20 protein-coding genes are annotated in these 21,953 nt (G+C 54.4%); all 20 read left to right on the top strand.

The features are described from left to right. The first annotated feature begins 12 nt into the window (after positions 1-12). The 20 genes from NST23_RS27530 (at position 13) to NST23_RS27435 (ending at position 21,942) form a co-directional block, all read left to right on the top strand. Entirely contained in the window at positions 13-1,242 is a 1,230-nt protein-coding gene (locus NST23_RS27530; protein WP_340965220.1) for an efflux RND transporter periplasmic adaptor subunit, read from the top strand. After that, positions 1,239-4,331: an efflux RND transporter permease subunit gene (locus tag NST23_RS27525; RefSeq protein WP_340965045.1), complete on the top strand. Its 3,093-nt coding sequence runs from the start codon at positions 1,239-1,241 to the stop codon at positions 4,329-4,331. The genes NST23_RS27530 and NST23_RS27525 overlap by 4 nt, the downstream gene beginning before the upstream one ends. 235 nt (positions 4,332-4,566) lie before the next feature. Further along, positions 4,567-5,355 carry an HAD-IIA family hydrolase gene (locus NST23_RS27520; protein ID WP_217022045.1) on the top strand — a complete coding sequence of 263 codons (789 nt, stop codon included), beginning with the start codon at positions 4,567-4,569 and terminating at the stop codon, positions 5,353-5,355. 95 nt (positions 5,356-5,450) lie between these two features. Further along, positions 5,451-6,608: an ABC transporter ATP-binding protein gene (locus NST23_RS27515; protein WP_122962373.1), complete on the top strand. Its 1,158-nt coding sequence runs from the start codon at positions 5,451-5,453 to the stop codon at positions 6,606-6,608. After that, complete coding sequence (locus NST23_RS27510) at positions 6,596-7,936, top strand: ABC transporter substrate-binding protein (protein ID WP_122962374.1); 1,341 nt, start codon at positions 6,596-6,598, stop codon at positions 7,934-7,936. Before NST23_RS27515 ends, NST23_RS27510 begins: the two co-directional genes overlap by 13 nt. Before the next feature lie 27 nt (positions 7,937-7,963). Further along, on the top strand, positions 7,964-8,851 hold the full coding sequence (locus NST23_RS27505; RefSeq protein ID WP_122962375.1) for a carbohydrate ABC transporter permease: 888 nt from the start codon (positions 7,964-7,966) through the stop codon (positions 8,849-8,851). A gap of 12 nt (positions 8,852-8,863) precedes the next feature. After that, positions 8,864-9,667: a carbohydrate ABC transporter permease gene (locus NST23_RS27500; RefSeq protein WP_122962376.1), complete on the top strand. Its 804-nt coding sequence runs from the start codon at positions 8,864-8,866 to the stop codon at positions 9,665-9,667. Positions 9,668-9,685: 18 nt separating this feature from the next. Beyond that, positions 9,686-10,498 carry a sugar phosphate isomerase/epimerase family protein gene (locus tag NST23_RS27495; protein WP_217022047.1) on the top strand — a complete coding sequence of 271 codons (813 nt, stop codon included), beginning with the start codon at positions 9,686-9,688 and terminating at the stop codon, positions 10,496-10,498. Positions 10,499-10,516: 18 nt separating this feature from the next. Further along, on the top strand, positions 10,517-11,083 hold the full coding sequence (locus NST23_RS27490; protein WP_122962378.1) for a glycerol-3-phosphate responsive antiterminator: 567 nt from the start codon (positions 10,517-10,519) through the stop codon (positions 11,081-11,083). Positions 11,084-11,276: 193 nt separating this feature from the next. Further along, positions 11,277-12,173 carry a LysR family transcriptional regulator gene (locus NST23_RS27485; protein ID WP_254456870.1) on the top strand — a complete coding sequence of 299 codons (897 nt, stop codon included), beginning with the start codon at positions 11,277-11,279 and terminating at the stop codon, positions 12,171-12,173. A gap of 304 nt (positions 12,174-12,477) precedes the next feature. Then, positions 12,478-13,002, top strand: a complete 525-nt coding sequence (locus tag NST23_RS27480; RefSeq protein ID WP_122962380.1) for a hypothetical protein — start codon at positions 12,478-12,480, stop codon at positions 13,000-13,002. A gap of 39 nt (positions 13,003-13,041) precedes the next feature. Then, on the top strand, positions 13,042-14,697 hold the full coding sequence (locus NST23_RS27475; RefSeq protein WP_173597271.1) for an ABC transporter substrate-binding protein: 1,656 nt from the start codon (positions 13,042-13,044) through the stop codon (positions 14,695-14,697). 16 nt (positions 14,698-14,713) lie between these two features. Beyond that, the gene (locus NST23_RS27470; RefSeq protein WP_173597272.1) at positions 14,714-15,724 is read left to right on the top strand and encodes an ABC transporter permease; all 1,011 of its coding nucleotides are present in this window, start codon (positions 14,714-14,716) and stop codon (positions 15,722-15,724) included. Then, positions 15,721-17,439, top strand: a complete 1,719-nt coding sequence (locus NST23_RS27465) for a dipeptide/oligopeptide/nickel ABC transporter permease/ATP-binding protein (protein ID WP_173597273.1) — start codon at positions 15,721-15,723, stop codon at positions 17,437-17,439. The genes NST23_RS27470 and NST23_RS27465 overlap by 4 nt, the downstream gene beginning before the upstream one ends. A gap of 19 nt (positions 17,440-17,458) precedes the next feature. Further along, positions 17,459-18,286, top strand: a complete 828-nt coding sequence (locus tag NST23_RS27460; RefSeq protein ID WP_173597274.1) for an ABC transporter ATP-binding protein — start codon at positions 17,459-17,461, stop codon at positions 18,284-18,286. A 49-nt stretch (positions 18,287-18,335) separates the two neighbouring features. Next, on the top strand, positions 18,336-18,983 hold the full coding sequence (locus tag NST23_RS27455) for a phosphate starvation-inducible protein PhoH (RefSeq protein ID WP_173597275.1): 648 nt from the start codon (positions 18,336-18,338) through the stop codon (positions 18,981-18,983). Next, entirely contained in the window at positions 18,980-19,585 is a 606-nt protein-coding gene (locus NST23_RS27450; protein WP_274874570.1) for a hypothetical protein, read from the top strand. The genes NST23_RS27455 and NST23_RS27450 overlap by 4 nt, the downstream gene beginning before the upstream one ends. Continuing rightward, positions 19,585-20,103, top strand: coding sequence for a cell division ATP-binding protein FtsE (locus NST23_RS27445; RefSeq protein WP_340965042.1), 519 nt, complete (start codon positions 19,585-19,587; stop codon positions 20,101-20,103). The genes NST23_RS27450 and NST23_RS27445 overlap by 1 nt, the downstream gene beginning before the upstream one ends. Further along, positions 20,100-20,975, top strand: coding sequence for a cell division protein FtsX (locus NST23_RS27440; RefSeq protein ID WP_340965039.1), 876 nt, complete (start codon positions 20,100-20,102; stop codon positions 20,973-20,975). The genes NST23_RS27445 and NST23_RS27440 overlap by 4 nt, the downstream gene beginning before the upstream one ends. Beyond that, entirely contained in the window at positions 20,968-21,942 is a 975-nt protein-coding gene (locus NST23_RS27435) for a hypothetical protein (RefSeq protein ID WP_340965036.1), read from the top strand. Before NST23_RS27440 ends, NST23_RS27435 begins: the two co-directional genes overlap by 8 nt. Positions 21,943-21,953 lie beyond the last annotated feature (11 nt).

Below are 21,953 nucleotides of genomic sequence, written 5' to 3'. Positions count from 1 at the left end.
ATTTTGAATCAGATGAAGCAACGCGTGATCGTGCTTTCCAGTGCTCTTTTGCTTGCTGCATGCAGTCCAGCTGTCTCTGATAAGGCAGCAGTGGAGCAGACCACTGTCAAACGAGTGGCAGTTACCCAAGTGAAGGAAGAGGCTTTTGGGCAGGTGGCGAAGTGGTCCGGCATTTTAACGCCAGTGGAAGAGACGCAGGTGTCGTTTGAAATAAATGGCCGCATCGTCACGCTGCTGGCAGAAGCAGGCGACTATGTGGAGACGGGGAGTGTCCTTGCCAGTCTGGATGGACGCGATTTATCGTTACAGGCTGCAAGCGCGGCGGCATCGGTTCAGCAGGCCAAGGCGCAATTGGCGCAAGTGACGAACGGCGCTCGCGCAGAGGAAGTGCTGCAAGCGCAAAACAATCTGGACAAGGCCAAGGCGCTCATGGATAAGGCAAAAGCGGATTTGCAGCGGTCGGAAGTGTTGTTCCGCCAGGGCGCTTTGTCGACAAACGATTGGGAAAACGTTCAGAACAAGGCGGCATTGGCCGAAAAAGATTGGGAAAATGCCAAAGAGACGTATGCCCTGGTTGCAGAGGGGCCGCGCCAGGAGCAGAAACAACAAACCGCTGGCGTGTATCGGCAGGCGGTAGTCGGCCAGCAGCGGGCCGCTTTGACGCAGACAAAAGCAGATTTGACCGCGCCCATCTCCGGTGTCGTGCTGGAAAAGCTGGCTTCGGTCGGCCAACTGACATCTACGAGCACACCCGTATACCGGATCGGGAATGTAGATGCGCTGCTGATCCAGCTCGCCGTTCCGGATCGTGACATCGGCTTCTGGAAAAAGGGAGACGAGGTTACCGTTACTTTGTACGATCAGAAACGAAGCGGAATCGTGCAGCGCGTGTCGCCCGCAGCCAGTCAAGGGAGCGGGACTGTCCCTGTCGAGGTGCGGGTAGAGAATCCCGACCGCGCTTGGCTTGCAGGGCAAGTCGCTACGGTCGTTCACGAGCATCAAGGACCAAAGGGCATTTTTGTCCCTGTACAAGCGGTGCAAAGCAGGGGAGAAACGCAGCCGTACGTTTTTGTTGTCCGGGATAACAAAGCGGCAAAAGTTCCCGTGACACTCGGCATGATCGTTGACAACCAGCTGCAAATCACATCCGGTCTCACCATTGGCGAGCAGGTGGTTACCAAAGGGGCGGAGCAATTGTTCGCGGGCGATACGCTGGAAGTCTCGACGGGTGAGCGGCCATGATCGACTTTTTGATCCGCAAGCAAAAAATTACGCTGCTGTTTTTCATCATGGTAGTTCTGGTCGGGGTGTTGAGCTTTTTTCAACTGCCGCATCAGGAAATTCCGGAGATTGCCGTAAACCGCGCATCTGTCACGACCGCGCTGCCAGGCGCTTCGGCAGAGCGAATCGAGCAGACGGTGACGAAGGAAATCGAAGCCAAAATCAAGGAAATGCAGGGGCTCAAGGCTATCACCTCGCAATCGCAGCCCGGCCTTTCCATCATTACGGTCGAGGTGAACAACGGAGTAGACCAAAAAGAAACGTGGGAGGAGCTGCGCAAAAAGGTCAAGGACGCAGAAGCCTTTTTGCCGGCAGAGGCGAGACAGCCTGTCGTGAACGACGACATGGGGAGAATGTTCGCCCAGACGTTCATGATTACGGTGGACACGGCTTCCCAGCTCGATGAGTTGCGAGAGCCGCTGACCATGTGGGAAAAGCAACTGAGCAAAATTCCGGGCATCTCCAGCGTGACGATCGAGGGGCTGCCGGAGCAGGAAATCCAGATTAGACTCGACCCGCAAAAGCTTGCATTCATGCATTTGACTTGGGCACAAGTGCAAGCTGCGATCAAAGCGGCAAACGAGACGGCTCCGCTCGGCAGCTATCAAATCGATCAGCGGACGTACGAGCTGAGAATGACGGAATGGAAAGACATCAAGCAACTGGAGCAGGTAGTGGTCGGCTACGGAAAAACCGGGAGCGCGATCTATCTCGGACAGGTGGCCGATGTGCAATTTACAGCCAAAGCCCCTGCCTATCTCGCCTATCACAACAACAAGCCAGCCGTCTCGATCAGTTTGATGACCGAGTCAAAAGCAAACATCACCCGATTGCAACAGCAAATCGATGCAAAGGTAGACATGCTTCGCAGCACCTTGCCTGCCGAGGCGCAAGCAGAGTCTCTCTACACGCAAAATGAGCGGATTGACGAGATTTTCTCAGACTTGTGGCGCGAGCTGTTGATTGCGGTCGTCGCCGTTCTCCTTGTTTGTACGCTCGGCTTGAATTTTACGACTTCATTAATGGTCGCCCTGGCGATCCCGATTTCGCTTGCGACCGGAATGATTTTTTTGCCGTTTTTTGAAGTGACCTTGAACCAGATTACGATTGTCGGCCTGATTATCGTTTTGGGGATTCTCGTCGATGATGCGGTGGTCGTGAACGACAATATCGAGCGACGACTCGTCAAGCATGGCGAGCAGCCGCAGCGGGCGGCAGTGATGGGGGCGAAGGAAGTAGCGGTCTCCATTTTGACGGCTACCTTGGCAACGGTTGCTTCGTTCGGTCCGTTGCTGTTTCTCAGCGGCGGCTCGGGTGCTTTTGTCCGCCCGATTCCGGTCGTGATCATTGTCTCGATGCTGGCTTCCATGGTCATGTCACTGACGATTGTTCCGATTTTTCGCAGATGGAGTGAAGAGCGCAGACGCAAGAAGCTGGACATGAGAAAACCTGCGGGGCTGTTGGGCAAACAATTGCTTCATCTGTCCAACTGGTACGCCAGAACGGTCTTGCCGCGCTTGTTGAAAAGGCCGCTGGCGACAGGCGTTGCTGCCGTTTTGATCAGTACAATGGCTTATCTTTTGATCCCGTTGACGCCGATTCAGCTATTTCCGGTGTCTGATCGCGACGTCTTTCTGGTCAATGTCAAGTTGCCAAACGGAAGCAGCCTGGCAGAAACCGATCGGGTCGTCAAGCAGGTGTCGCAGGACTTTTCCGCTACGGACGGGGTTTGGATGGTCAGTTCCTTTGCCGGAGGAAGCGCACCGAAGATTTTTGGCAGCACTACGGGGGCGGGCAGCGGCGCAAATGTCGGGCAGTTGATTGTGCGCCTGGACAAACAGGCAACGTCTTTGCAAAAGCTGCAAAACGAGACGCTGGCTGAGATTCGCCAAAAGTTTCCGGAAGCTGTGATCGTCCCGCGCGATTTGCAAACAGGCCCGCCTGTGGGCAAGCCGGTGGTCATCCGGGTGTACGGCGAGAACATTACGACACTGCGTCAGTTGTCTTTGCAAATACAGGAGCAAGTCGCCAAGGTGAATGGCATAACCGAGGTGCAGGACGATTTGGGAGTGGACAGCTACGCCATCGCTTTTGAAACCAATCAAGCGATGATGGAGCAAAATCGCGTCACGGCGGCAGAACTGTCGCGGACGCTGCGGCTGGTGAGTGAAGGCATCAAAGTAAGCGAGTTTGACGACGGCAAGCAACTGACGGACATTACTTTATATGTGAAGCAGGATGGGGAAGCGGGCGTCAATGCTTTCCAGCGGTTGTTTGTCGCCAATGCAAAAGGCGAGCAAGTCCCGCTCGCTTCACTGGTGAGCGTTCAACCGTCTTTTAGCGTGCAAAACATCCCGCATCGCAACCTCGACCGGACGGTGACGATTACAGGCGAGGTAAAGGGGCGGACGGCTACAGAGGTGATGAAGGAAATCAAGCCTGAACTCGCCCAAATGGCTTTGCCTGACGGCTATTTTTTGGAGTATGACGGAGAGACATCAGCGCAAGTCGAAGTCTTCCTCGATATGGGCAAGCTGTCGGTGATCGTCATCTTTTTGATTGTCATTTTGATCGCCATGCAGTTCTACTCGCTGCGGATTCCCGTTCTTGTCATGAGCACCGTCTACCTGGCGATTTCCGGCAGTCTCATCGGTTTGTTTGTCACGCGGACTCCGCTGGGCTTCATGTCCATGATGGGGATTGTGTCTTTGTCCGGCATTGTCGTTCGCAACGGGATTGTGCTGGTCGAGTTCATCGAGCAGGCTCGCAACAGGGGGCTGGCCTTGCAAAAGGCGGTGATTGAAGCGGGAGAGGCGAGATTCAGACCGATTTTGCTGACGTCGATGACAGCGATAGCAGGTCTGCTTCCGCTGGCGATTTCCGGCGATGTGCTGTTCAAGCCGTTGGCTGTGACGATCATTTCCGGCCTGTTCTTTTCCACGGTACTCACGCTTGTGGTCGTCCCGGCGTTTTATACTGCGATGGAACTGAGGAGAAAGCAGAAGCAAGAAGCACGCAATCGCAAAAGAATGGAAAAGCTGGACATGTGACTGGCCGCTGATGTTCACACAATCGCAAACGAAGCTCAACAATTCCTTAACACTCGCTTGTTATACTCGTTACAGTATCAATAGAATAACGTCTGTAGTTGGGCCGAGACGTGGAGAAAGCCCTCATACAGCAACAGCTTAGGCAATACAGGCCGATTGGATCGGTTTGTTCATGCATGCTGTTGCCCGTATGAGGGCTTTTTGTGTTTCCCAAGGAAAGGAGCGGCAAGAGGCTTTGCTAGATACAGCTTTTTATGACGCGTATTTTTTTGATTTGGACGGGACGATCTTCATTGGAGATCAACTGTTGCCTGGCGTGGAAGACATCCTCGCCACTTTGCGGCAAAAAGGGAAGAAGATCATGTTTTTGACCAACACGACGGTGCAGACGCGAGAGGGCTGTCGGCAGCGGCTGGAAAAGTTGGGGCTTGCCGTAGAACGCCATGAGATCATGACGGCAGCTTACGTGGCGGGCCTGTATTTCAAGAAGCTGGCAGACCATGAACAAGCGTGCGTGCTGGTGGTCGGCGAGCCTGCGCTTGAGCAGGAGCTGGCCGAGTTTCACATTCCGCAGACAGCCGATGCGATGAGCGCCACACATGTGCTGGTGGGAATGGACCGGGCTTTTACGTACGAAAAGTTGCAGCGGGCAGCCGATGCGGTGCGAAACGGGGCCAAGCTGATCGTGGCAAATCCCGATTCGGTATGTCCGGTGCCTGGCGGAGCGATCCCCGATACAGGGGCGCTGGCGCGAGCGATTGAAACGGCAGGCGGTGCGAGCACATGGGCGATGACGGGGAAACCGTCCCGCTTTTACGCTGACCAAGTCTTTTTGCAGCTGGATGTCCTGCCTGAGCGCTGTTTGATGGTCGGCGATCGTCTGGAGACGGACATTTTGCTCGGGATCAACAGCGGGATGAAGACAGCGCTGGTGCTGACCGGAGTGACGACAAGCGCGGAACTCGGTCACGCCAAAATTCAGCCCGATCTGGTCTTGCCGACGATGGACGGCGGGCAAATGTAGATCAAAGCTTTACAGTTTCCAAATATTTGCTTATCACGCGGTTGGTATCATCGGATGATGAAGGGCAAACGCCATAGGTTTTAGGAGGGATGGTCGTGGCGGAAGTGGAATTGCGACGCATTTCCAAAATGTACGAGCGGCAACAGGTTGTCAACGAAGTGAGCGCGATCATTGCGCCCGGGGAGTTTTTCGTACTGGTCGGGCCTTCGGGATGCGGCAAGTCGACGACGTTGAGAATGATTGCCGGGCTGGAAGAGATCAGCGCCGGAGAGCTGTTGATCGGAGGCAAACGGGTAAACGAGGTTCCGCCGAGTGGCCGGAATATTTCCATGGTGTTTCAAAATTACGCCTTGTATCCGCATTTGACGGTCAAAGATAACATTTTGTTCGGCTTGCAGGTGCGAAAAGTGAGCAAACAGGATCAGGTCAAGCGGTTGGAGCACGCAGCCGAGATGCTGGGCATTGCAGCGCTTTTGAACCGAAAGCCAAAAGAGCTGTCGGGCGGACAACGGCAAAGGGTCGCGCTCGGGCGGGCGATCGTCAGCCAGCATCCGATCTGTCTGATGGACGAGCCGCTGTCCAATCTCGATGCCAAGCTGCGCGGGCACATGCGGACAGAGATTCGCCAGTTGCAGCAGGAGCTGGGAATTACGATGATATACGTCACCCACGATCAGGTAGAAGCGATGACGATGGGCGATCGAATGATGGTGTTGCGCGATGGCGAGGTGCAGCAAGTGGGCAGACCGCTTGACGTCTACAACCACCCTGCAAACTTGTTTGTCGCTGAATTTACGGGCGCGCCGCCGATGAATACGACGCAGGCGGTGTGGCGAAGCAATGGCGCGCAATCAGGCGTGGAGCTGAGCGATGATCCGAGCAGACGTTTTTTGCCGCTTGCGCTTGGTTTTGGCCCACAGGCAGGCATCAAGGACGGCACTCCTGTTGTCCTCGGCTTGCGTCCCGAAGCTTTGCAGCCGCTGGAACCGGGCGCGGTCGCGGATGAGAGCCGCTCGTTGCTCGTCAGTGTGCAAGGCGTGGAAATTCTCGGTTCCGAGACAATCGTGGAATTTAAGCTGGGAGACAAGCTGTGGAAGGCAAAATGGAACGGGCAGTGGCCATGCCGCCGGGGAGATCTTGTTCGCGTAGGCTTTGCCCTGGAGCATGTCAGTCTGTTTGATTCGCAATCCGGAAAAAATTTGGCCATCACGGCCGGAAGAGAAAAAGGAGAGATACTGCGATGCGTACAGTAGTCAAAAGTCTGTTTTCAGTCGCGATGAGTCTGGCTCTACTTACAGGATGCTCCAGCGGGACTTCCACCACAGGCAGCAGCCAACCAGGGCAACCAGCACAGCCGGGCACATCTGAAACGAAGCCTGCGGGCAATACAGAGCTGTCTTTCTTCTATCCGGTAGCTGTCGGCGGCCCCCTGACCAAAATCGTCGACGGGATGGCGGAAGAGTTCAACAAGGAAAATCCGGGCATTACAGTCAAGCCCGTCTATACAGGCAGCTATCAGGACACGACCACGAAAATCCAGGCTGCCGTGCAAGGAAAAACGCCGCCTGACGTAGCGGTCATGCTTTCCACCGAGCTGCACACGATGATGGACATGAATGCGATTTTGCCGCTGGACGAGTTTATTGCCAAAGACGGCGGCAACGAATACGTCAAAGATTTCTTCCCGGGCTTCCTGGCCAACTCCCAGGTAGACGGCAAAACGTACAGCATCCCGTTCCAGCGCAGCACGATCGTGCTTTACTACAACAAGGCAGCGTTCAAGGAAGTCGGCCTCGACCCGGAAAAACCGCCTGCGACGTGGGATGAGATGGCTGAGTATGCCGCCAAGCTGACAAAAGACGGGCGTTGGGGCATTGAAATTCCTTCCTCCGGCTTTACGTACTGGATGTACCAGGCTTTGGCCCTGCAAAACGGCAAAAACTTGATGACAGAAGACGGCAAAAAAGTATTTTTCGATACGCCTGAAAATGTTGAGGCGCTGCAATATTGGGTCGACCTGGCGAAAAAGCATAAGGCGATGCCAGAAGGCGTAATTGAATGGGCGACGGTGCCATCCGATTTCCTCGAAGGCAAGACGGCGATGATGTTCCACACGACCGGAAACCTGACCAACGTGAAAAACAATGCGAAGTTTGACTTTGGCGTAGCGTTTTTGCCTGCGAAAAAGAACTACGGCAGCCCGACTGGCGGCGGCAACTTCTACATGTTCAAAGGCACGGATGCGAAGAAGCAGGAAGCGGCGTGGAAATTCATCCGGTTCATGACCGAGCCTAAGCGCGCGGCACAGTGGAGCATCGATACGGGCTATGTCGCGACGCGCAAGTCTGCTTACGAAGAAGAGATCATGAAGCAGTACGTCAAAGATTTTCCAGCGGCAGCAGTAGCGCGCGATCAGTTGGAGTACGGCCATGCCGAGTTTTCCACGCACAACAACGGCAAAGTGACAAAAGCGCTGAACGACAACCTGCAAGCTGTTCTTACCGGAAAGGCAGACGCTGCCGCAGCGCTGAAAAAAGCACAGGAAGAGGCAGACAAAGTGCTGGCGTCTTTCAACAAATAATCGAACGAGGCAAATGGAGGAGCGACGATGGGGGAACTACGAGCAAAATGGAAAGTGAACGTGTACGCCTGGCTGCTGCTCCTTCCCTCCCTCATCTTCCTGCTGCTGTTTACTTTCTATCCTGTTTGGCAAACGGTTATTCTCAGTTTTCATCAAGCGGATCTGGGTTCCCCAGAGCCGTTTTTTAACGGGATAGACAATTACAAACAAATGCTGGAAGATGACGTGTTTTGGAAGGTGCTGACCAACAACCTCTGGTTCGCGTTAGGAACCGTTCCGACAAGCGTGGCGTTGGCGCTCGGGATGGCGCTGTTTGCCAACAAAGCGTTGCGGGGCAAAGGCTTTATCCGTACCGCCTACTTTTACCCGACGGTTGTCCCGATGATTGCCGTCGCCAACATCTGGCTGTTCATTTACACGCCGGAGTACGGAGCGCTTAGCCATGTGATGGACTGGTTTGGAAAAGGAGATATGAACTGGCTCGGGGATCAATCGAACGTGATGTGGGCGATGATTTTCATGGTCATCTGGAAGGAAGCGGGCTACTTCATGATCTTTTACCTGGCTGGCCTGCAAAATATTTCGCAGGAGCTGTACGAATCTGCTGCCATGGAGGGCGCGTCGGCCTGGACGGTTTTTCGGCGGGTGACGTTCCCGCTGCTCATGCCGACGACCATGTTTGTCAGCATTATCGCTTTTACCAATTCGTTCAAGCTCGTGGATCACTTGGTCATCATGACGAAGGGCGGCCCGGACAACGCCAGCAATCTCTTGCTGTACTACATTTACGAAACGGCATTTTCTTTCTGGGATCAAGGAATGGCATCCGCTTTGACGATTGTGATGGTCGTGCTGCTTCTGGCAGTGGCTGCTGTGCAGTTTTTTGGTCTGGATAAAAAAATTCACTACAACTAAGGGGGATGGCAGATGGTCCGGAAATTGACAAGCGCTGGCATGTACGGATTGGCTGTAGTCTGGCTGTTCCCTCTGCTTTGGGTGGTCTGGACATCCGTTCGGCCCAGGGAACTGGCGACATCATGGACGTTCAGCGCAGACTTTACGCTGGCAAACTTCGCGAAGGTGTGGGACGCAGCTCCTTTCGCCCAGTATTACTTCAATACTTTCTTGATTGTCACAGGAGTATTGGTTGCACAGATCGTTACGACTACGCTGGCTGCGTACGCTTTTGCCAAGCTGCGTTTCTGGGGCAGGGACGTGCTGTTTGTCTTGTTTCTCGTGCAGCTGATGGTGCCTGCCGACATTTTGATTTTCCCGAACTACAACGTGCTTCGCGACCTGTCCTTGCTCGACACGAAGATCGGGATCATGCTGCCGTACTTTGCTTCCGCCTTTGGCGTGTTTCTTTTGCGGCAAACGTTCAAGACGATCCCCCACGAGCTGGAGGAAGCTGCCCGCATGGAGGGCTGCTCCTGGCTGCAAATTTTATGGCGGGTGTACGTTCCTTTGGCGAAGCCGACATACATCGCGTTCGGTCTGGTGTCAGTCAGCTACCATTGGAACAATTTCATGTGGCCGCTGATTATTACGAACTCGGTGGAGAATCGGCCGCTCACGGTAGGGCTGGCTATTTTTGCGCAGTCGTTTGAGACAGGAGCGCAGTGGGCAGAGGTCAGCGCGGCTACGGTGATGGTCATTTTTCCGCTGGTGCTTGCGTTCTTGCTGTTTCAACGGCAATTTATCAACAGCTTCATCCATTCCGGGGTGAAGTAGGCAAAAGGGGAACGAGAGATGAGGGACAAAAGCGGTTTTGCCGTATCCAGCTATGCCTTGTTCGAGCTGCCGTTGTCAGAAGCGATTGACAGGCTGATTGCCGATGGCTGGACAGCAATCGAAATCATGTGCGAGGACGGTCACGCCGAGTTGTTGGACTGGTCGAAAGAGCGACTGACACAGCTGCAACAAAAAGGCGTCGATTATGGCATTAGCTGGTCGATTCACGCGCCGATTTCCGGCTGCAACCTGGCGGCGGAAGCGGGTGCAGTCCGGGAGCAAACGCTTGATACGATGAAGCGGTGTCTGGAGATCGCGAGCTTTTTGCACAGTACGCATGTGGTGATGCACGCGGGAGAAATCGCGGATCGGCTCGATCACACAGAACGGGCGAGAGGCGGGGAAAATGTCAGCCGGGCGGTACAGTTGCTGCTGCCCGAGGTGAGTCATGGAAGCACCGTGCTGACTTTGGAAAATGTGCCGCCTTATCCAAAGCTGTTCGGCTGGGATGTTGGCGATTTGCTTGAGGTGTGCAAGGCAGTGGACTCCAGGCAGCTTGGTCTTACTTATGATGTGGGACACGCCCATCTGATTCGCCACGGGTATGCGCTCGAAGCGTTGGAGCAAGCGCTGCCGTACTTGTCTGCGCTGCATATTAGCGACAACCGGGGCGAGGCAGACGAGCACTTGGCGGTGGGCGAAGGAACGATTCCTTTTGCGGAGATATGGCCTTTGCTTGCCCGAAACGGGTTTGCCGGGAGCTGGGTAATCGAGACGCGGCAGTTGCCAAGTGCCGGAGTGAGCGTAGAGCGAATTGGATCGCAACGATGAGAACAGGAGGCGCTGACTATGGATCTGGGTACGATGTTGAAAACGAATCGGATTATCGCTGCGACTGAACAAGACCGTTTGGGAGAGGCGCTCGATTCCGCAGCTTGCGCCATTTTGCTCATGTACGGAAAGCTGACTCGCTTGATGGAGGAAGCAGAAGCCATCAGCCAGTCGGAAAAACCGATTTTTTTGCATACTGATCTGATGAACGGCTTGTCCAACGACAAAGAGTCATTTCGGTTCCTGTCTTCTTACATCAAGCCGACCGGAATTGTCACCACAAAAGGGCCGATGATTCGCGCAGCCAAAAAAGAAGGGATGCTGACGATCCAGCGCGTCTTCCTGATCGACACGACTTCGCTGACGACTACGATCAAAAACGTGCAGGAAAACCAGCCGGATGCGATCGAAATCATGCCGGGCATCGCGCCGTCGATCATCTCGTACATAAAAGATCATTTGTCGCAGCCGATTATTCTCGGCGGGCTGATCTGGAATTTGCAGCAGGTGGAAGAAGCGTTGGCGAGCGGTGCGGACGCGGTTTCGTTGAGCAGGCCGGAGATGTGGAATCATCTGACAGGCTGACGGTAGAAGAAAGCGGCTGTTGTTTCGTCTTATGCGGACGGGACGGCAGCCGCTTTTGCATGGTCATGCACGATATGCACATTTGAGCATGGACACTTTTCAGCAGATCAAGTAAACTTTTAATTGATAACAATTATCATTTTCAACAAATGACCAGTTATGGTTACTGTGCGTCATTCGCGGGGTGCTGCCTATGAATACACTGGAAAAAATGGAAACTTTCATCGTGCTTGCCGAATGCGGTTCTTTTACCGAGTCGGCGAAGCGGCTGTTTTGCTCTCAACCAACGATCAGTCACCATATTCAGCAGTTGGAAGAGCTGTTCGAATCGCCGCTTGTTCAGCGTTCGGGGAAACAGGTGCAGTTGACGCAACAGGGGGAAATTTTGCTCAGCTATGCCAAGCGGATTTCCCATCTGGTCGAAGAGGCTGCGGTGGAGCTGAAGCGGGTGAGCGAGCAGGAGCGGGTATTGTCTGTCTACGTCAGCAATTATATTGCGGGCTACTTTTTCTCCGATGTTCTCAATGAACTGCATACGATTTTGCCGCAGAAGCCGCTGGAGATCAATACGTATTGCTACAGCGATCTCATTCGCTGCTTTCAGGAGGGCAGGACGCACTACGCCTTGATGCCAATCTACCCCGAAGATGACTATATACGCAAAAATTTCGAGATTTCTGTTTTGTTCGAGGAAGAGCTGTTGCTTGTGCTGCCTGTGGATCACCCTCTGGCCAAAAGAAGGCTGCTGTACGCACGCGACTTGCACAATGAATCGATCTTGCTGCCCAAAAGCGAGTATTTGCAGCAATATGTCATCAATCATTTGAATAGTCGCCAGGTGAAGACGCGCTTTTTGCAGATGAGCAACTTCGAGACGATCAAACAGGCGATCAAGTCGCGCCATGGCATCGCTTTTCTCCCTTCCGGAGCGGTCAGGGAAGAGCTGAACAGAGGCGAGCTGGCGACTGTGCCTGTGTCGTCCATGCAAATCAGACGGCAAAACGGGTTTGTCTTCCGCAAAAACGCCGAGCTGAGCCAGGCGGATCGCGCCTTTTGCAAAAACGTGGAGCACTATTTGCGGACTGTTTGACTGTTTCCTTGTTGAATAGATACGTCCATAAAGCAAGCGGGCCAGTTCCCTGCACGGGTCAGTGTGGGGGCGGGCCTTTTTTTCATGCTGGCTGCTTGCGAATAAAGGACTGGAAACATTTATGCTATCAAGAAAATGAATAGGTAGATTCAAAAATATTATGTGAGAATGGGCGCTGTTGAGGAGAGCGGGTTTTCGAAAAAGCAGGCGTTCAAGTGGGATTGATATTCATTATCAATCGGATTAAGATGTACCTAGTTTTCAGATACACACACATACAAGTCAACGATGGAGGGGTTTTTTCATGTCTGTGATCCGTGTTCGAGATCGCAACCAAGTATTGGAACTTAGCTTTCACGATGTGACCAAATACCATGGAAGTCTCGCCTTGATGGCCGTAGCGGTTGGGTTTCGGACGCTTCAGGCGGCTTTTGCCGAGCTGTTTGGCGAAGAGGCGCCAGAGAGAAAAGAATTGTCGATTCTTTCCGGTCACGCCGGGCCAGGATTTCGCGACGTCTTTGAATACGTGACTCGTGCAGTGACGCGGGGAGCCTATCAAGTCGATGTGGACTACCCTGTCGCTCAATTCGATCCTCATCGGCCGCAGTCGTATGCATATGTCATTACGGCCGCAGATGGACGGGCAGTTGAAGTCGCGCTGCTGGACAGCTTTTTGCCCGCTGAATTTTACGATTACTTGAAAAAAGGTCGGGAGCAAACCATGACCGAGCAGGATGTGCACGACTTCGAGAAGCTGAAGCTTGCGCTGTCGGAGCGAGCGTTGGCATTGCCGCAGCATGAGCTTTTGACGATCAAGCGAATCGCCTAAGAAAGCAACTGACAAATTGGAAAGCAGGAGGTTGTACACGTGTATACACGCAAGTCTTTCGGACTTTTTCTCAGTTATTTGTTAGTCCTGTCTGTCTTCGTGCTGGGCTGCCAGTCGAATCAAAATGCGGCACCTGGTCAAGCTGACGCACCCAAAAACGGCGAAGCTGCGGGCGCAGCCAACCAAACGGTGCCCGAGTTGAAAATCGGCTTGCCGTCGGACGCAGGCCCGCTGAACATCTACACCGGAAACATCGATTATTTGACAGAGCTTGTCTTCGATAAATTGTTCTCGCCTTCCCCCTATGTAGAAAAGCCGCAGCCTTGGCTGGCGGAATCCGCGCAGCAACTCGATGACGTGACATGGGTAGTCAAAATCCGCTCCGGCATCAAGTGGCACGATGGCAAGCCGTTTACAGCTGAAGACGTCAAATTCACCTATGAATACTATCGCGACGGCCCAGCCAACCGCCACACTCACCACGTAAGCGAAGTGCCGCACATCTCCAAAATCGAGCTGGACGACCCTTCGACTGTACGCTTCACATGCGCTTATGCGTGCCCGACTTTGGAACGAATCACCTTTGCCGACCTGCCGATTTTGCCGAAACACATCTGGGAAAATGTGCAAAATCCGCGCAAATATACCGACCTGCCAATCGGAACCGGCCCTTACAAGCTGGTCGAATACAAGGCAGATCAATACTACAAGTTCGAAGCAAACAAAGACTATTTCATGGGCAGCCCGATTGTCGACAACCTGGTGATGCCTGTGATCAAAGACCCGACAGCGATCTTCAATGCGCTGCGTGCGGGTGAAATCGATATTTCTGCACGTCCGGTTCCCGCTGAGCTGGAGGCTTCTTTCCAAAATCAGGCCAACATGAAAGTCGTTCAGACCGCTCCGTTGTCGCTGATCGAGTTGAAGCTGAATTACGAAAAAGCGCCATTCAATCAGGAAGCGTTTCGCAATGCGATGTCGCTCGCCGTGGATCGCCAAGCGATTACAGATACCGTGCTGCTCGGAAAAGGACGACCTGGCTTGAAAGGCTATCCTCACCCGGATTCGCCGTGGACCAATCCAAACCTGAGCACGCCGTACGATGTGGAAAAAGCAAAAGCAGTGATGGATGAATTGAAGCTCACCGACCAAAACAATGACGGTGTCCGCGAGAGTGCGGACGGCAAAGCACTCGCGTTTTCGCTGAAAGTACCATCTACAGAGCCGGCGTGGATTCGCGCTGCCGAAATGCTGAAGGAGCAGTACGCCAAAGTCGGCATCAAAATCAACGTAGAAGTGCTCGATTCCGGAACGATGGCGACCGTTTCCCAGACGCGTGATTTTGACCTCGTCATCGGTACGATCGGCGCTCACGGCGTTGCCGACCCGGATCAATTTGTGATGTCCCACCGTTCGTCTTACTTGTGGAACAAAAAAATCCCGTATCCGGCCATGGACGAGCTGACCAAGCAATGGATGGCGGAAACGAGCGTAGACAAGCGCAAAGAGATCGCGTTCAAAATGCAGGAGCTGTTCAACAAGCAGCCGACCAGCATCGTCTTGTACTACCCGGAAGAGAAATTCGCGTACAATGCGCAAAAATTTGACCAATGGGTAGAGTCGCCAGGGTTTGGCGTCATCAACAAATTTTCCTTGCTGCCAGATGGCGTGAAAAAGGCAGTAGCTAAAGAGTAAGACGGGGGGAGCTGTAATGAGTGGGAGCTGGTTCTCCTCTGCATTCGGCAAAAAATGCATTCAATATGTGCTGGTGCTGGCCGTCGCGCTGACGATCAATTTTGCTCTGCCGCGGCTGGCGCCGGGCGACCCGCTGGAATTTTTCTTTGGCGAGTCGACCATCAACGAGTTGACTCCACAGCAACGCCAGCAAGTCGAGCATGAACTTGGTTTGGATCGCTCGCTTTGGCAGCAATACGCTGATTTCATGACAGGTGTGTTCCGGTTCGATCTCGGCAGCTCCATCAAATACGGAAAGCCGGTAACGGAAGTATTGGCAGACAGACTGCCGTGGACGTTTCTGCTGGTAGCTCCTTCTCTCATCGTGAGCGCAGTCATAGGCATCGCCATCGGTGCCTATGCTGCGTGGAACCGGGGGAAGCGCCGCGACCTGCTTTTTCTGACGGGGATGCTCACGATCGAATCGATTCCCGGCTTTTGGATCGGCATGCTGCTCATTGCGGTTTTCTCGGTCAGCCTGGGCTGGTTCCCTTCCTTTGGAGCCGTGCCAATCGCTTTTACCGGGGGCGGCATGGAGTATGTGCTCGCCGTGCTCAAACATATGACGCTTCCCGTTATCACGATTACGCTTGCGACTATCGGGGGTAATTTTTTGCTCACCCGTTCGTCGATGCTCGATACGCTGGGGCAAGATTACGTGCTGATGGCGGAAGCCAAAGGGGCGGTCAAGCGCAGCCTGATTTTCAATCATGCGCTGCGCAACGCTCTGTTGCCCGTGTACACGCACATCACGATGAGCCTGGGGATCTTGGTGAGTGGCGCTGTCGTCGTCGAGACGGTCTTTTCCTATCCGGGGGTTGGCAGGCTGCTCTACGAGAGCGTGATTGCGCGGGACTACCCGATGATGCAAGGCGTCTTTTTAATCATCACGCTAGGGGTCATCGCGGCGAATTTGCTGGCGGATTTGACATATCCGCTGTTTGACCCGCGTGCCCGTCAAAGAAAACAGGTGGAGGAGTCTCCATGAGTCGTATTGGTTCCAAAATGATTGGTTGGCTCGGCGCGTTTTTGCTGGCGATCGTTCTGCTGCTTGCCTTCGTGGGACCTTACCTGGTGCCGTACGACGCCAGCGAGCAGTCTGGTGCCCCGTTCCAACCGCCTGGAAAAGAACATTGGCTTGGAACGAATGACATGGGGCAGGACATTTTGGCCGAGCTGGTAGTGGGCGCGCGCACCTCGCTTACGGTAGGGATTGTCGCAGCTTTGCTCGCTACCTTGATCGGCACGGTTGTCGGCCTGGTTTCGGGATATTCAGGGGGCTTTTTGGACGCCTTCTTCATGCGGATTGTAGACATTTGCCTGACTTTGCCGTTTTTGCCGCTCATGATCGTGATCGGGGTGTACATCGGGCCGAGTCTGTTGACGCAGGTGCTCGTCATCACGCTCGTCATGTGGGCAGGAAAAGCGCGGAAAATTCGCGCCCAGACGCTGTCGTTTCGCACGCGAGGAGCGGTCTTGGCTGCGCGATCGATGGGCGCGGGTCACTTCTATATTTTGCGGAAGCACATTTTTCCCAGCATCCTGCCGCTGGTCATCCCGCAGTTCGTGCAGGCTGTCAATGTCTCGATCTTGATGGAATCTTCGCTCAGTTTTTTGGGGATGGGAGATCCGCTGTCCAAAAGCTGGGGAAGCATTTTGTTTTACGCCAACTCGCGCAGCGCCTTTTTGACTGAGGCGTGGATGTGGTGGGTGATTCCGCCTGGCTTGTGCATCGTGATGACCGTGCTCGCCTTTTCCTTGATCGGCTATTACCTGGAGGAACGAGTAAATCCGCGCCTTCGCGCTTATCAGGCGCCTGCTGCGAAGAGAGATCGGCGACTGGCGCAAGAGAAGCTGTCCGCTGTGAAGTCTGCGGCGGCAGACGCTTTGCTGGACGTGCAAAATTTGACCGTACAGTATCCGAAAGACGGCGGTACGGTTCGCGCAGTGGATGCTGTCAGCTTTGCTTTGCGCAAAGGGGAAGTGTTGGGGCTGGTTGGCGAATCGGGCAGCGGCAAAAGCACGATTGCGTCGGCTGTCATGCAGTTGTTGAAGCCGCCAGCGCTCGTCTCGCAGGGAGCGATCTATTTTGCTGGCCGCGACTTGACGCAGCTCTCGTCCGAAGAGGTGAGACGGCTGCGGGGAAATCGGATTGCCTGGATTCCGCAGGCGGCGATGAACGCGCTCAACCCTGTGATGAACGTGCGTGAGCAGTTGGCAGAAGCGCTCCGTTCCCATCAGTCCATGTCCAAAGACGAGATCGCGGAACGAATTGCCGAAGTGCTTGCGCAAGTCGGACTTGCTTCCCGGTGGTCCGCTGCTTTTCCGCATGAGCTGAGCGGAGGCATGCGTCAGCGTGTCGTGATTGCCATGGCGCTTGTGAACAAGCCCGATTTGATCATAGCTGACGAGCCGACGACTGGTTTGGACGTCATGGTTCAGGTGGAGATTATCAAGCTGTTGAAAAACTTGCAGCGCACGCTCGGGCTGTCGATGGTGTTTATTTCGCACGATCTCCCTGTCGTACTCAGCCTGGCTGACCGCACCCTCATCATGAATCAGGGCAAAATCGTCGATCAGGGGAACACGCTCGCTTTGGCGAAGACGTCGACACATCCGTATACGCGCCGTTTGATCGATTCGATTCCAAGGCTGACGCCAGCCCTTGAGCAGCGTTCCTTGCAGGGACAGGGACAACGATAATTTCACGGAGGCAAGAAGGATGGGAGTGCACAAACAAGAGCGGGATACGATGCAGCAAAAGGTGTTGTTGCAAGTATCCGGGCTGTACAAAACTTACGAGAGCAAGGGCGCATCGAGGCAGGCTGCTCCGGTTATTGACGGCGCCAGCTTTTCCATCCGGCAAACGGAAACGGTCGGCCTGGTCGGTGCGAGCGGAGCGGGAAAAAGCACGATTGGGAGAATCATCGCCGGGATCGAGCAGGCGGACAAGGGGAAGCTGATCTACCAGGGCCAAGACTTGCTGGCGATGAAAGCCAAAGAGCGCAGAGCAGCCACGAGGTCGATTCAGATGGTTTTCCAGGACCCGTACGAGTCGCTTTCTTCGCGGATGACGATTGAACAGCTGGTCGCAGAGCCGCTGGTGATCGCCAGGCTGCACAAGAACGATCCGGCCAAAAGGACGGAGCTGGTCCGGGAAGCTTTGCGGGAAGTTGCGCTGTCACCGGAGCGTTACATGCACCGTTACGCTCATGAACTGTCAGGCGGGGAGCGCCAGCGGGTGGGCTTGGCTCGCGCGTTCATCACCCGGCCGCAGCTCATCGTGGCTGACGAGCCGACTTCCATGCTGGACACTTCCTTGCGTCTCGATTTGCTGGGGCTTATGCGAGAACTGAGCCAGCGGCATGAAATCGCTTATTTGTTCATTACGCATGATCTGGCGTTGACGCGAGGTTTTTGTGATCGGCTGCTCGTGCTCAATCAGGGGCAGATCGTGGAGACGGGCACGCCAGAAGAAGTGACGGAAAACCCGCAGCATCCTTTTACGTTGCGGCTGATCGAGGCGTTGCGGGAGCTTGACCAGTTTTGAGCGGGGATTACTCGATTGCTTGATGGAAAAAAGGAACGAGGAGGCATACATGGATCAACGAACCGATTTTTTGATGCTCGATTCGGGCTGCTGCTTTGGGGAGCCGCGTCTGAAAGACCCGAATTATCAAGATTTTTTTTCCTTCATCGATGTGTACGATTTGCCGGGGCACGATTTGTCGCCATACAAGTGCCTGGTGATTACCGGGCTGATCGACCAGGAGCTTTTGTACAAGCAAAAAGAGCAGATTCGTGATTTTCTCGACGGAGGGAAAGTGCTGGTGTTCAGCGGCAATCTGTTTTTGCCGTGGCTGCCGGGCGCGTCTGCTTTTGTGCCAAAAGAAATTCGCAATCATTCCGACTATGATGTGACGATCGCCAAGGAGCATCCGATTTTTGCCGGAGTGCAGACGTACGACATGACGTACAACAAAGGTGTTGCAGGCTTTTTCGCCAGAGGCCATCACCCGCTGCCGGACGGGGCTGAGGTGTTGTTGACCTTGCCGGGGGGAGAACCGATTACGTATATCGACCGGAACAGTACGAAGGGCACGATTCTCGTCCATTCGGGAAATGACTTGTTCGGCTACAATCACCCGGGAAAATCGACCGGACGAATTGCGCTGCAACTCACCGAGTGGGCGCGGAACGAATATCGGCAGCTTCAGGAGCCTCAGGAAAGGGGAGCGTACGCATGAGAAAGATCGCAGCTTTGTACGGCGGCAGCTCGCAGCATTTTCGCAGTTTGAACGAGCCGAAGTACCGCAAGTATTACGACAGGCTCATCTACTTGCCTGATCTTGAGAACACGTCGCTGGATGAGTTCGATGCGCTGGTGGTTCCCTCGCAGCTGCACATGGGACTGGTGATGAAATCGCGCGAGAAAATCAAACAGTTCGCGGACAGAGGCGGGATTGTCGTCGCTTTCGGTCCGCAGCCGCGCGAATGGATTCCGGGGCAAAACTGGGAGCTTCGCCCGACGAACTTCTGGTGGTGGCTGGACAAAAACGCGAAGAGCGGGCTGGTGCTGCAAAAGCCGGACTACGATCTGTTTTCCTACATTACGCTGGCAGATGCGACCTGGCATCAGCATGGGGTGTACTGGCCGCCGGAGGGTGCCGAGGTGCTGATTTCGACCGAAGACGGGGGAGCCGTCCTGTATGTCGACAAGGTGAGCACAGCGGGTACGTGGATCGTCACTACGCTTGATCCGGACTTTCATTTTGGCTCGTACTTCATGCCTGCGACAGAACGCTTTCTCGACGGTTTCCTGCCGTGGCTGGCAGAGGGGAACGTCTGATGATCCGGCTGCAAAAGCTTTGCAAGAGCTACGGGGAGAGAGTCATTCTGCAAGACCTCGACCTGCATCTGGAAGCAGGGGAGTTCGCCTTTTTGCAGGGGCGGTCGGGTTCGGGAAAAAGCACGCTGCTCAAGCTTTTGTACCGGGAGCAAACCGTGGCGCTCGCTGGCGAGGTCGTCGGAAAACGGTGGGGCGAAATCGAACCGGAAGCGCAGCGGCTGCTTGCAAGAGTCGGACTGCTGGATCGGAAGGATGTCTTTCCTGACCAGTTGTCGGGGGGCGAGCAGCAGCGCGTTGCGATCGTGCGTGCCCTGCTGAATCGCCCGCGCATTCTTTTGGCAGATGAGCCTACCGGGAATCTGGATAGCGAGACAGCGTTTGAAGTGATGCAATTGCTGAAAGAACTGCATGTGGAGGAAAACATGGCGATGTTGATTGTCACCCATTCGGAGCGGCTGATTGAACAATTTCCGGCAAAGACGTGGATGATGGAGCAGGGGCGGGTACGCGTCGTATGAACAGACAATCGTGCATGTACATGCTCAGGGATGCGCGCGAAGGCATTCAGCGAAACATAGGGGCTGCGGCGGCTGCGGCAGTCTTGATTTTTGTCGCAGTGCTCATCGCGGGCATCCTGTTGCTCGGAAGGTTCGGTGTCGGGGATTTGATGGGCTATCTGGAGTCACAGGTAGCCATGAAGCTGTATGTAGACCCTGCTGCGGATACGAAGGCTATCGCGGCCATTTTGCAGGAAAAAAGCTTCGTTCAATCCGTCGAAATCGAGACAAAGGCGCAAATGCTGGAGCGATTGGCCGGATTTTTTGCCGGGCGGGAGCACCTGCTTGTCTCTTTTCAGGAGAGTCAAATTCCGGACGCAATCCGCCTGGAGCTGCGCGACAAGACGCAGATCAAGCTCGTGGCGGAACAATTGCAGACGATGAACGGCATCACAAAAGTCGTCTATCCGCAGGAATTTGCCGAAACGATCTTGCGCTGGTCGGCCCAACTGAACCAGTACGGCTTGGGCTTGCTGCTTGGTCTGGGCGCGCTCGCTTTCGGGATGGTGTTTATCGCGATGAATCTGGCCTTGTATCAAAGACAGCAGGAAATTCGCGCCCGGCTGTTGCTTGGTGCGAACCCGTGGCATGTCAGGGGGCAATTTTTGTTTGAAGGCTGGCTGATTGGCTTCGTTGGCAGCTTGCTTGCGGCCGTAGCGATTTATTGGCTCTTTTCGGGCATGCTGTTGCCTTTGCAAAAACAGTTCCCGCTGGTGTTTCACTTCTCGCAGCAGCTGGTGTACGAGATGATGGGAGGCATGGCGCTCGCAGGCTCTTTGCTAGGGCTGTCAGCCAGCTATGCTTCGACAAGGAAGCTGATCAATCATGCGTAAAAAGCTGATGATGCTCGTGGCGGCAGGGCTGTTTTTAGGGGCGACAGGGGCGTATGCGCATTTGACAGGCGCATTTGCGAATTTTCTCGTGACCGTCAACGACGAGAGCACCACCGAACGGCTGAAAGCAGAAGTGGCTCAGACCAAAAAAGAGATCGCCAGGCTTGCGCCGCAGATTGCCAAGCTTGAGAAAAGCTATGTTGCGGATCAAAAGGTAGCAGTCGACAAGCTGCAATTTTACAGTGAGATGGGATTGGATACGTGGGTCAGCTTGTTGCAGCAGCAACAGGAGCCTGTCGATATTCTCGGCAGTCAATGGCTGATCGAGCGGAATCTGGACGCATACATGGAGGAGCTGGACAAGCTGTATCTGGCTTACAAGCAACTGGTCGCCACGAAAGAAACGCTGGAAGGACACGAGAAGCTGCTTGGCATGATTGAGCAAAATCTTCAAGCCAGAGGCGCATTTCTCGCCGACAACCCGGAACTGCCGATCGAGCAGCTCGCCAATTATTTGGATATCGACTGGATGGCGGAGGTGGAGCCGGCTTTGCTCGCCATTTTGGCAAAAGACCGCGCTTTGACGGAGCAGCAGGCAGCCACCTGGGCTTCCACTCAGACGGGCACCGCTTCCCAGCCGTATCGTCTGGACGAAAGCTGGATCAACGAACGCAGCGAGCTGCGCTACTTTTTCCGTTCGGATCACGTGTACGTGGTGTTTCAAAAGCCTGACTTGCACGTGATTTTGATTGGACAAGTGTTGAAAGATGCTTCGGATGCGGCTGCCCTGGTTTTCGAGGCGGGATTTTTCAACGGCTTTTTGATGCCGGAAACATTGATTGAGGAATTGCAGGGCTTCCGCATTCCTTATGCACAGCTTTTGCAATTGCCTCGTGTACAGGCGCCCTTTTATCTCCAGCAAACAAGCGGAGGGCTGATCGTACGAACCGGAGATAGCCAAAACTAGCAGATCATCTG

The sequence above is a fragment of the Brevibacillus sp. FSL K6-0770 genome, from assembly GCF_038000275.1.
Lineage (GTDB): Bacteria > Bacillota > Bacilli > Brevibacillales > Brevibacillaceae > Brevibacillus > Brevibacillus parabrevis.
Note: the sequence above shows the minus strand (reverse complement) of the source record. Positions and strands in the feature narration are given on the sequence as shown.

Bases quoted from the DNA above. Each gene is read 5' to 3' on its own strand.
- NST23_RS27485 (WP_254456870.1), top strand. From the start codon at position 11,277: ATGAATACACTGGAAAAAATGGAAACTTTCATCGTGCTTGCCGAATGC.
- NST23_RS27470 (WP_173597272.1), top strand. From the start codon at position 14,714: ATGAGTGGGAGCTGGTTCTCCTCTGCATTCGGCAAAAAATGCATTCAA.
- NST23_RS27490 (WP_122962378.1), top strand. From the start codon at position 10,517: ATGGATCTGGGTACGATGTTGAAAACGAATCGGATTATCGCTGCGACT.
- NST23_RS27445 (WP_340965042.1), top strand. From the start codon at position 19,585: ATGATCCGGCTGCAAAAGCTTTGCAAGAGCTACGGGGAGAGAGTCATT.
- NST23_RS27495 (WP_217022047.1), top strand. From the start codon at position 9,686: ATGAGGGACAAAAGCGGTTTTGCCGTATCCAGCTATGCCTTGTTCGAG.
- NST23_RS27505 (WP_122962375.1), top strand. From the start codon at position 7,964: ATGGGGGAACTACGAGCAAAATGGAAAGTGAACGTGTACGCCTGGCTG.
- NST23_RS27450 (WP_274874570.1), top strand. From the start codon at position 18,980: ATGAGAAAGATCGCAGCTTTGTACGGCGGCAGCTCGCAGCATTTTCGC.
- NST23_RS27440 (WP_340965039.1), top strand. From the start codon at position 20,100: ATGAACAGACAATCGTGCATGTACATGCTCAGGGATGCGCGCGAAGGC.
- NST23_RS27465 (WP_173597273.1), top strand. From the start codon at position 15,721: ATGAGTCGTATTGGTTCCAAAATGATTGGTTGGCTCGGCGCGTTTTTG.
- NST23_RS27480 (WP_122962380.1), top strand. From the start codon at position 12,478: ATGTCTGTGATCCGTGTTCGAGATCGCAACCAAGTATTGGAACTTAGC.
- NST23_RS27510 (WP_122962374.1), top strand. From the start codon at position 6,596: ATGCGTACAGTAGTCAAAAGTCTGTTTTCAGTCGCGATGAGTCTGGCT.
- NST23_RS27435 (WP_340965036.1), top strand. From the start codon at position 20,968: ATGCGTAAAAAGCTGATGATGCTCGTGGCGGCAGGGCTGTTTTTAGGG.
- NST23_RS27500 (WP_122962376.1), top strand. From the start codon at position 8,864: ATGGTCCGGAAATTGACAAGCGCTGGCATGTACGGATTGGCTGTAGTC.
- NST23_RS27530 (WP_340965220.1), top strand. From the start codon at position 13: ATGAAGCAACGCGTGATCGTGCTTTCCAGTGCTCTTTTGCTTGCTGCA.
- NST23_RS27460 (WP_173597274.1), top strand. From the start codon at position 17,459: ATGGGAGTGCACAAACAAGAGCGGGATACGATGCAGCAAAAGGTGTTG.
- NST23_RS27455 (WP_173597275.1), top strand. From the start codon at position 18,336: ATGGATCAACGAACCGATTTTTTGATGCTCGATTCGGGCTGCTGCTTT.
- NST23_RS27525 (WP_340965045.1), top strand. From the start codon at position 1,239: ATGATCGACTTTTTGATCCGCAAGCAAAAAATTACGCTGCTGTTTTTC.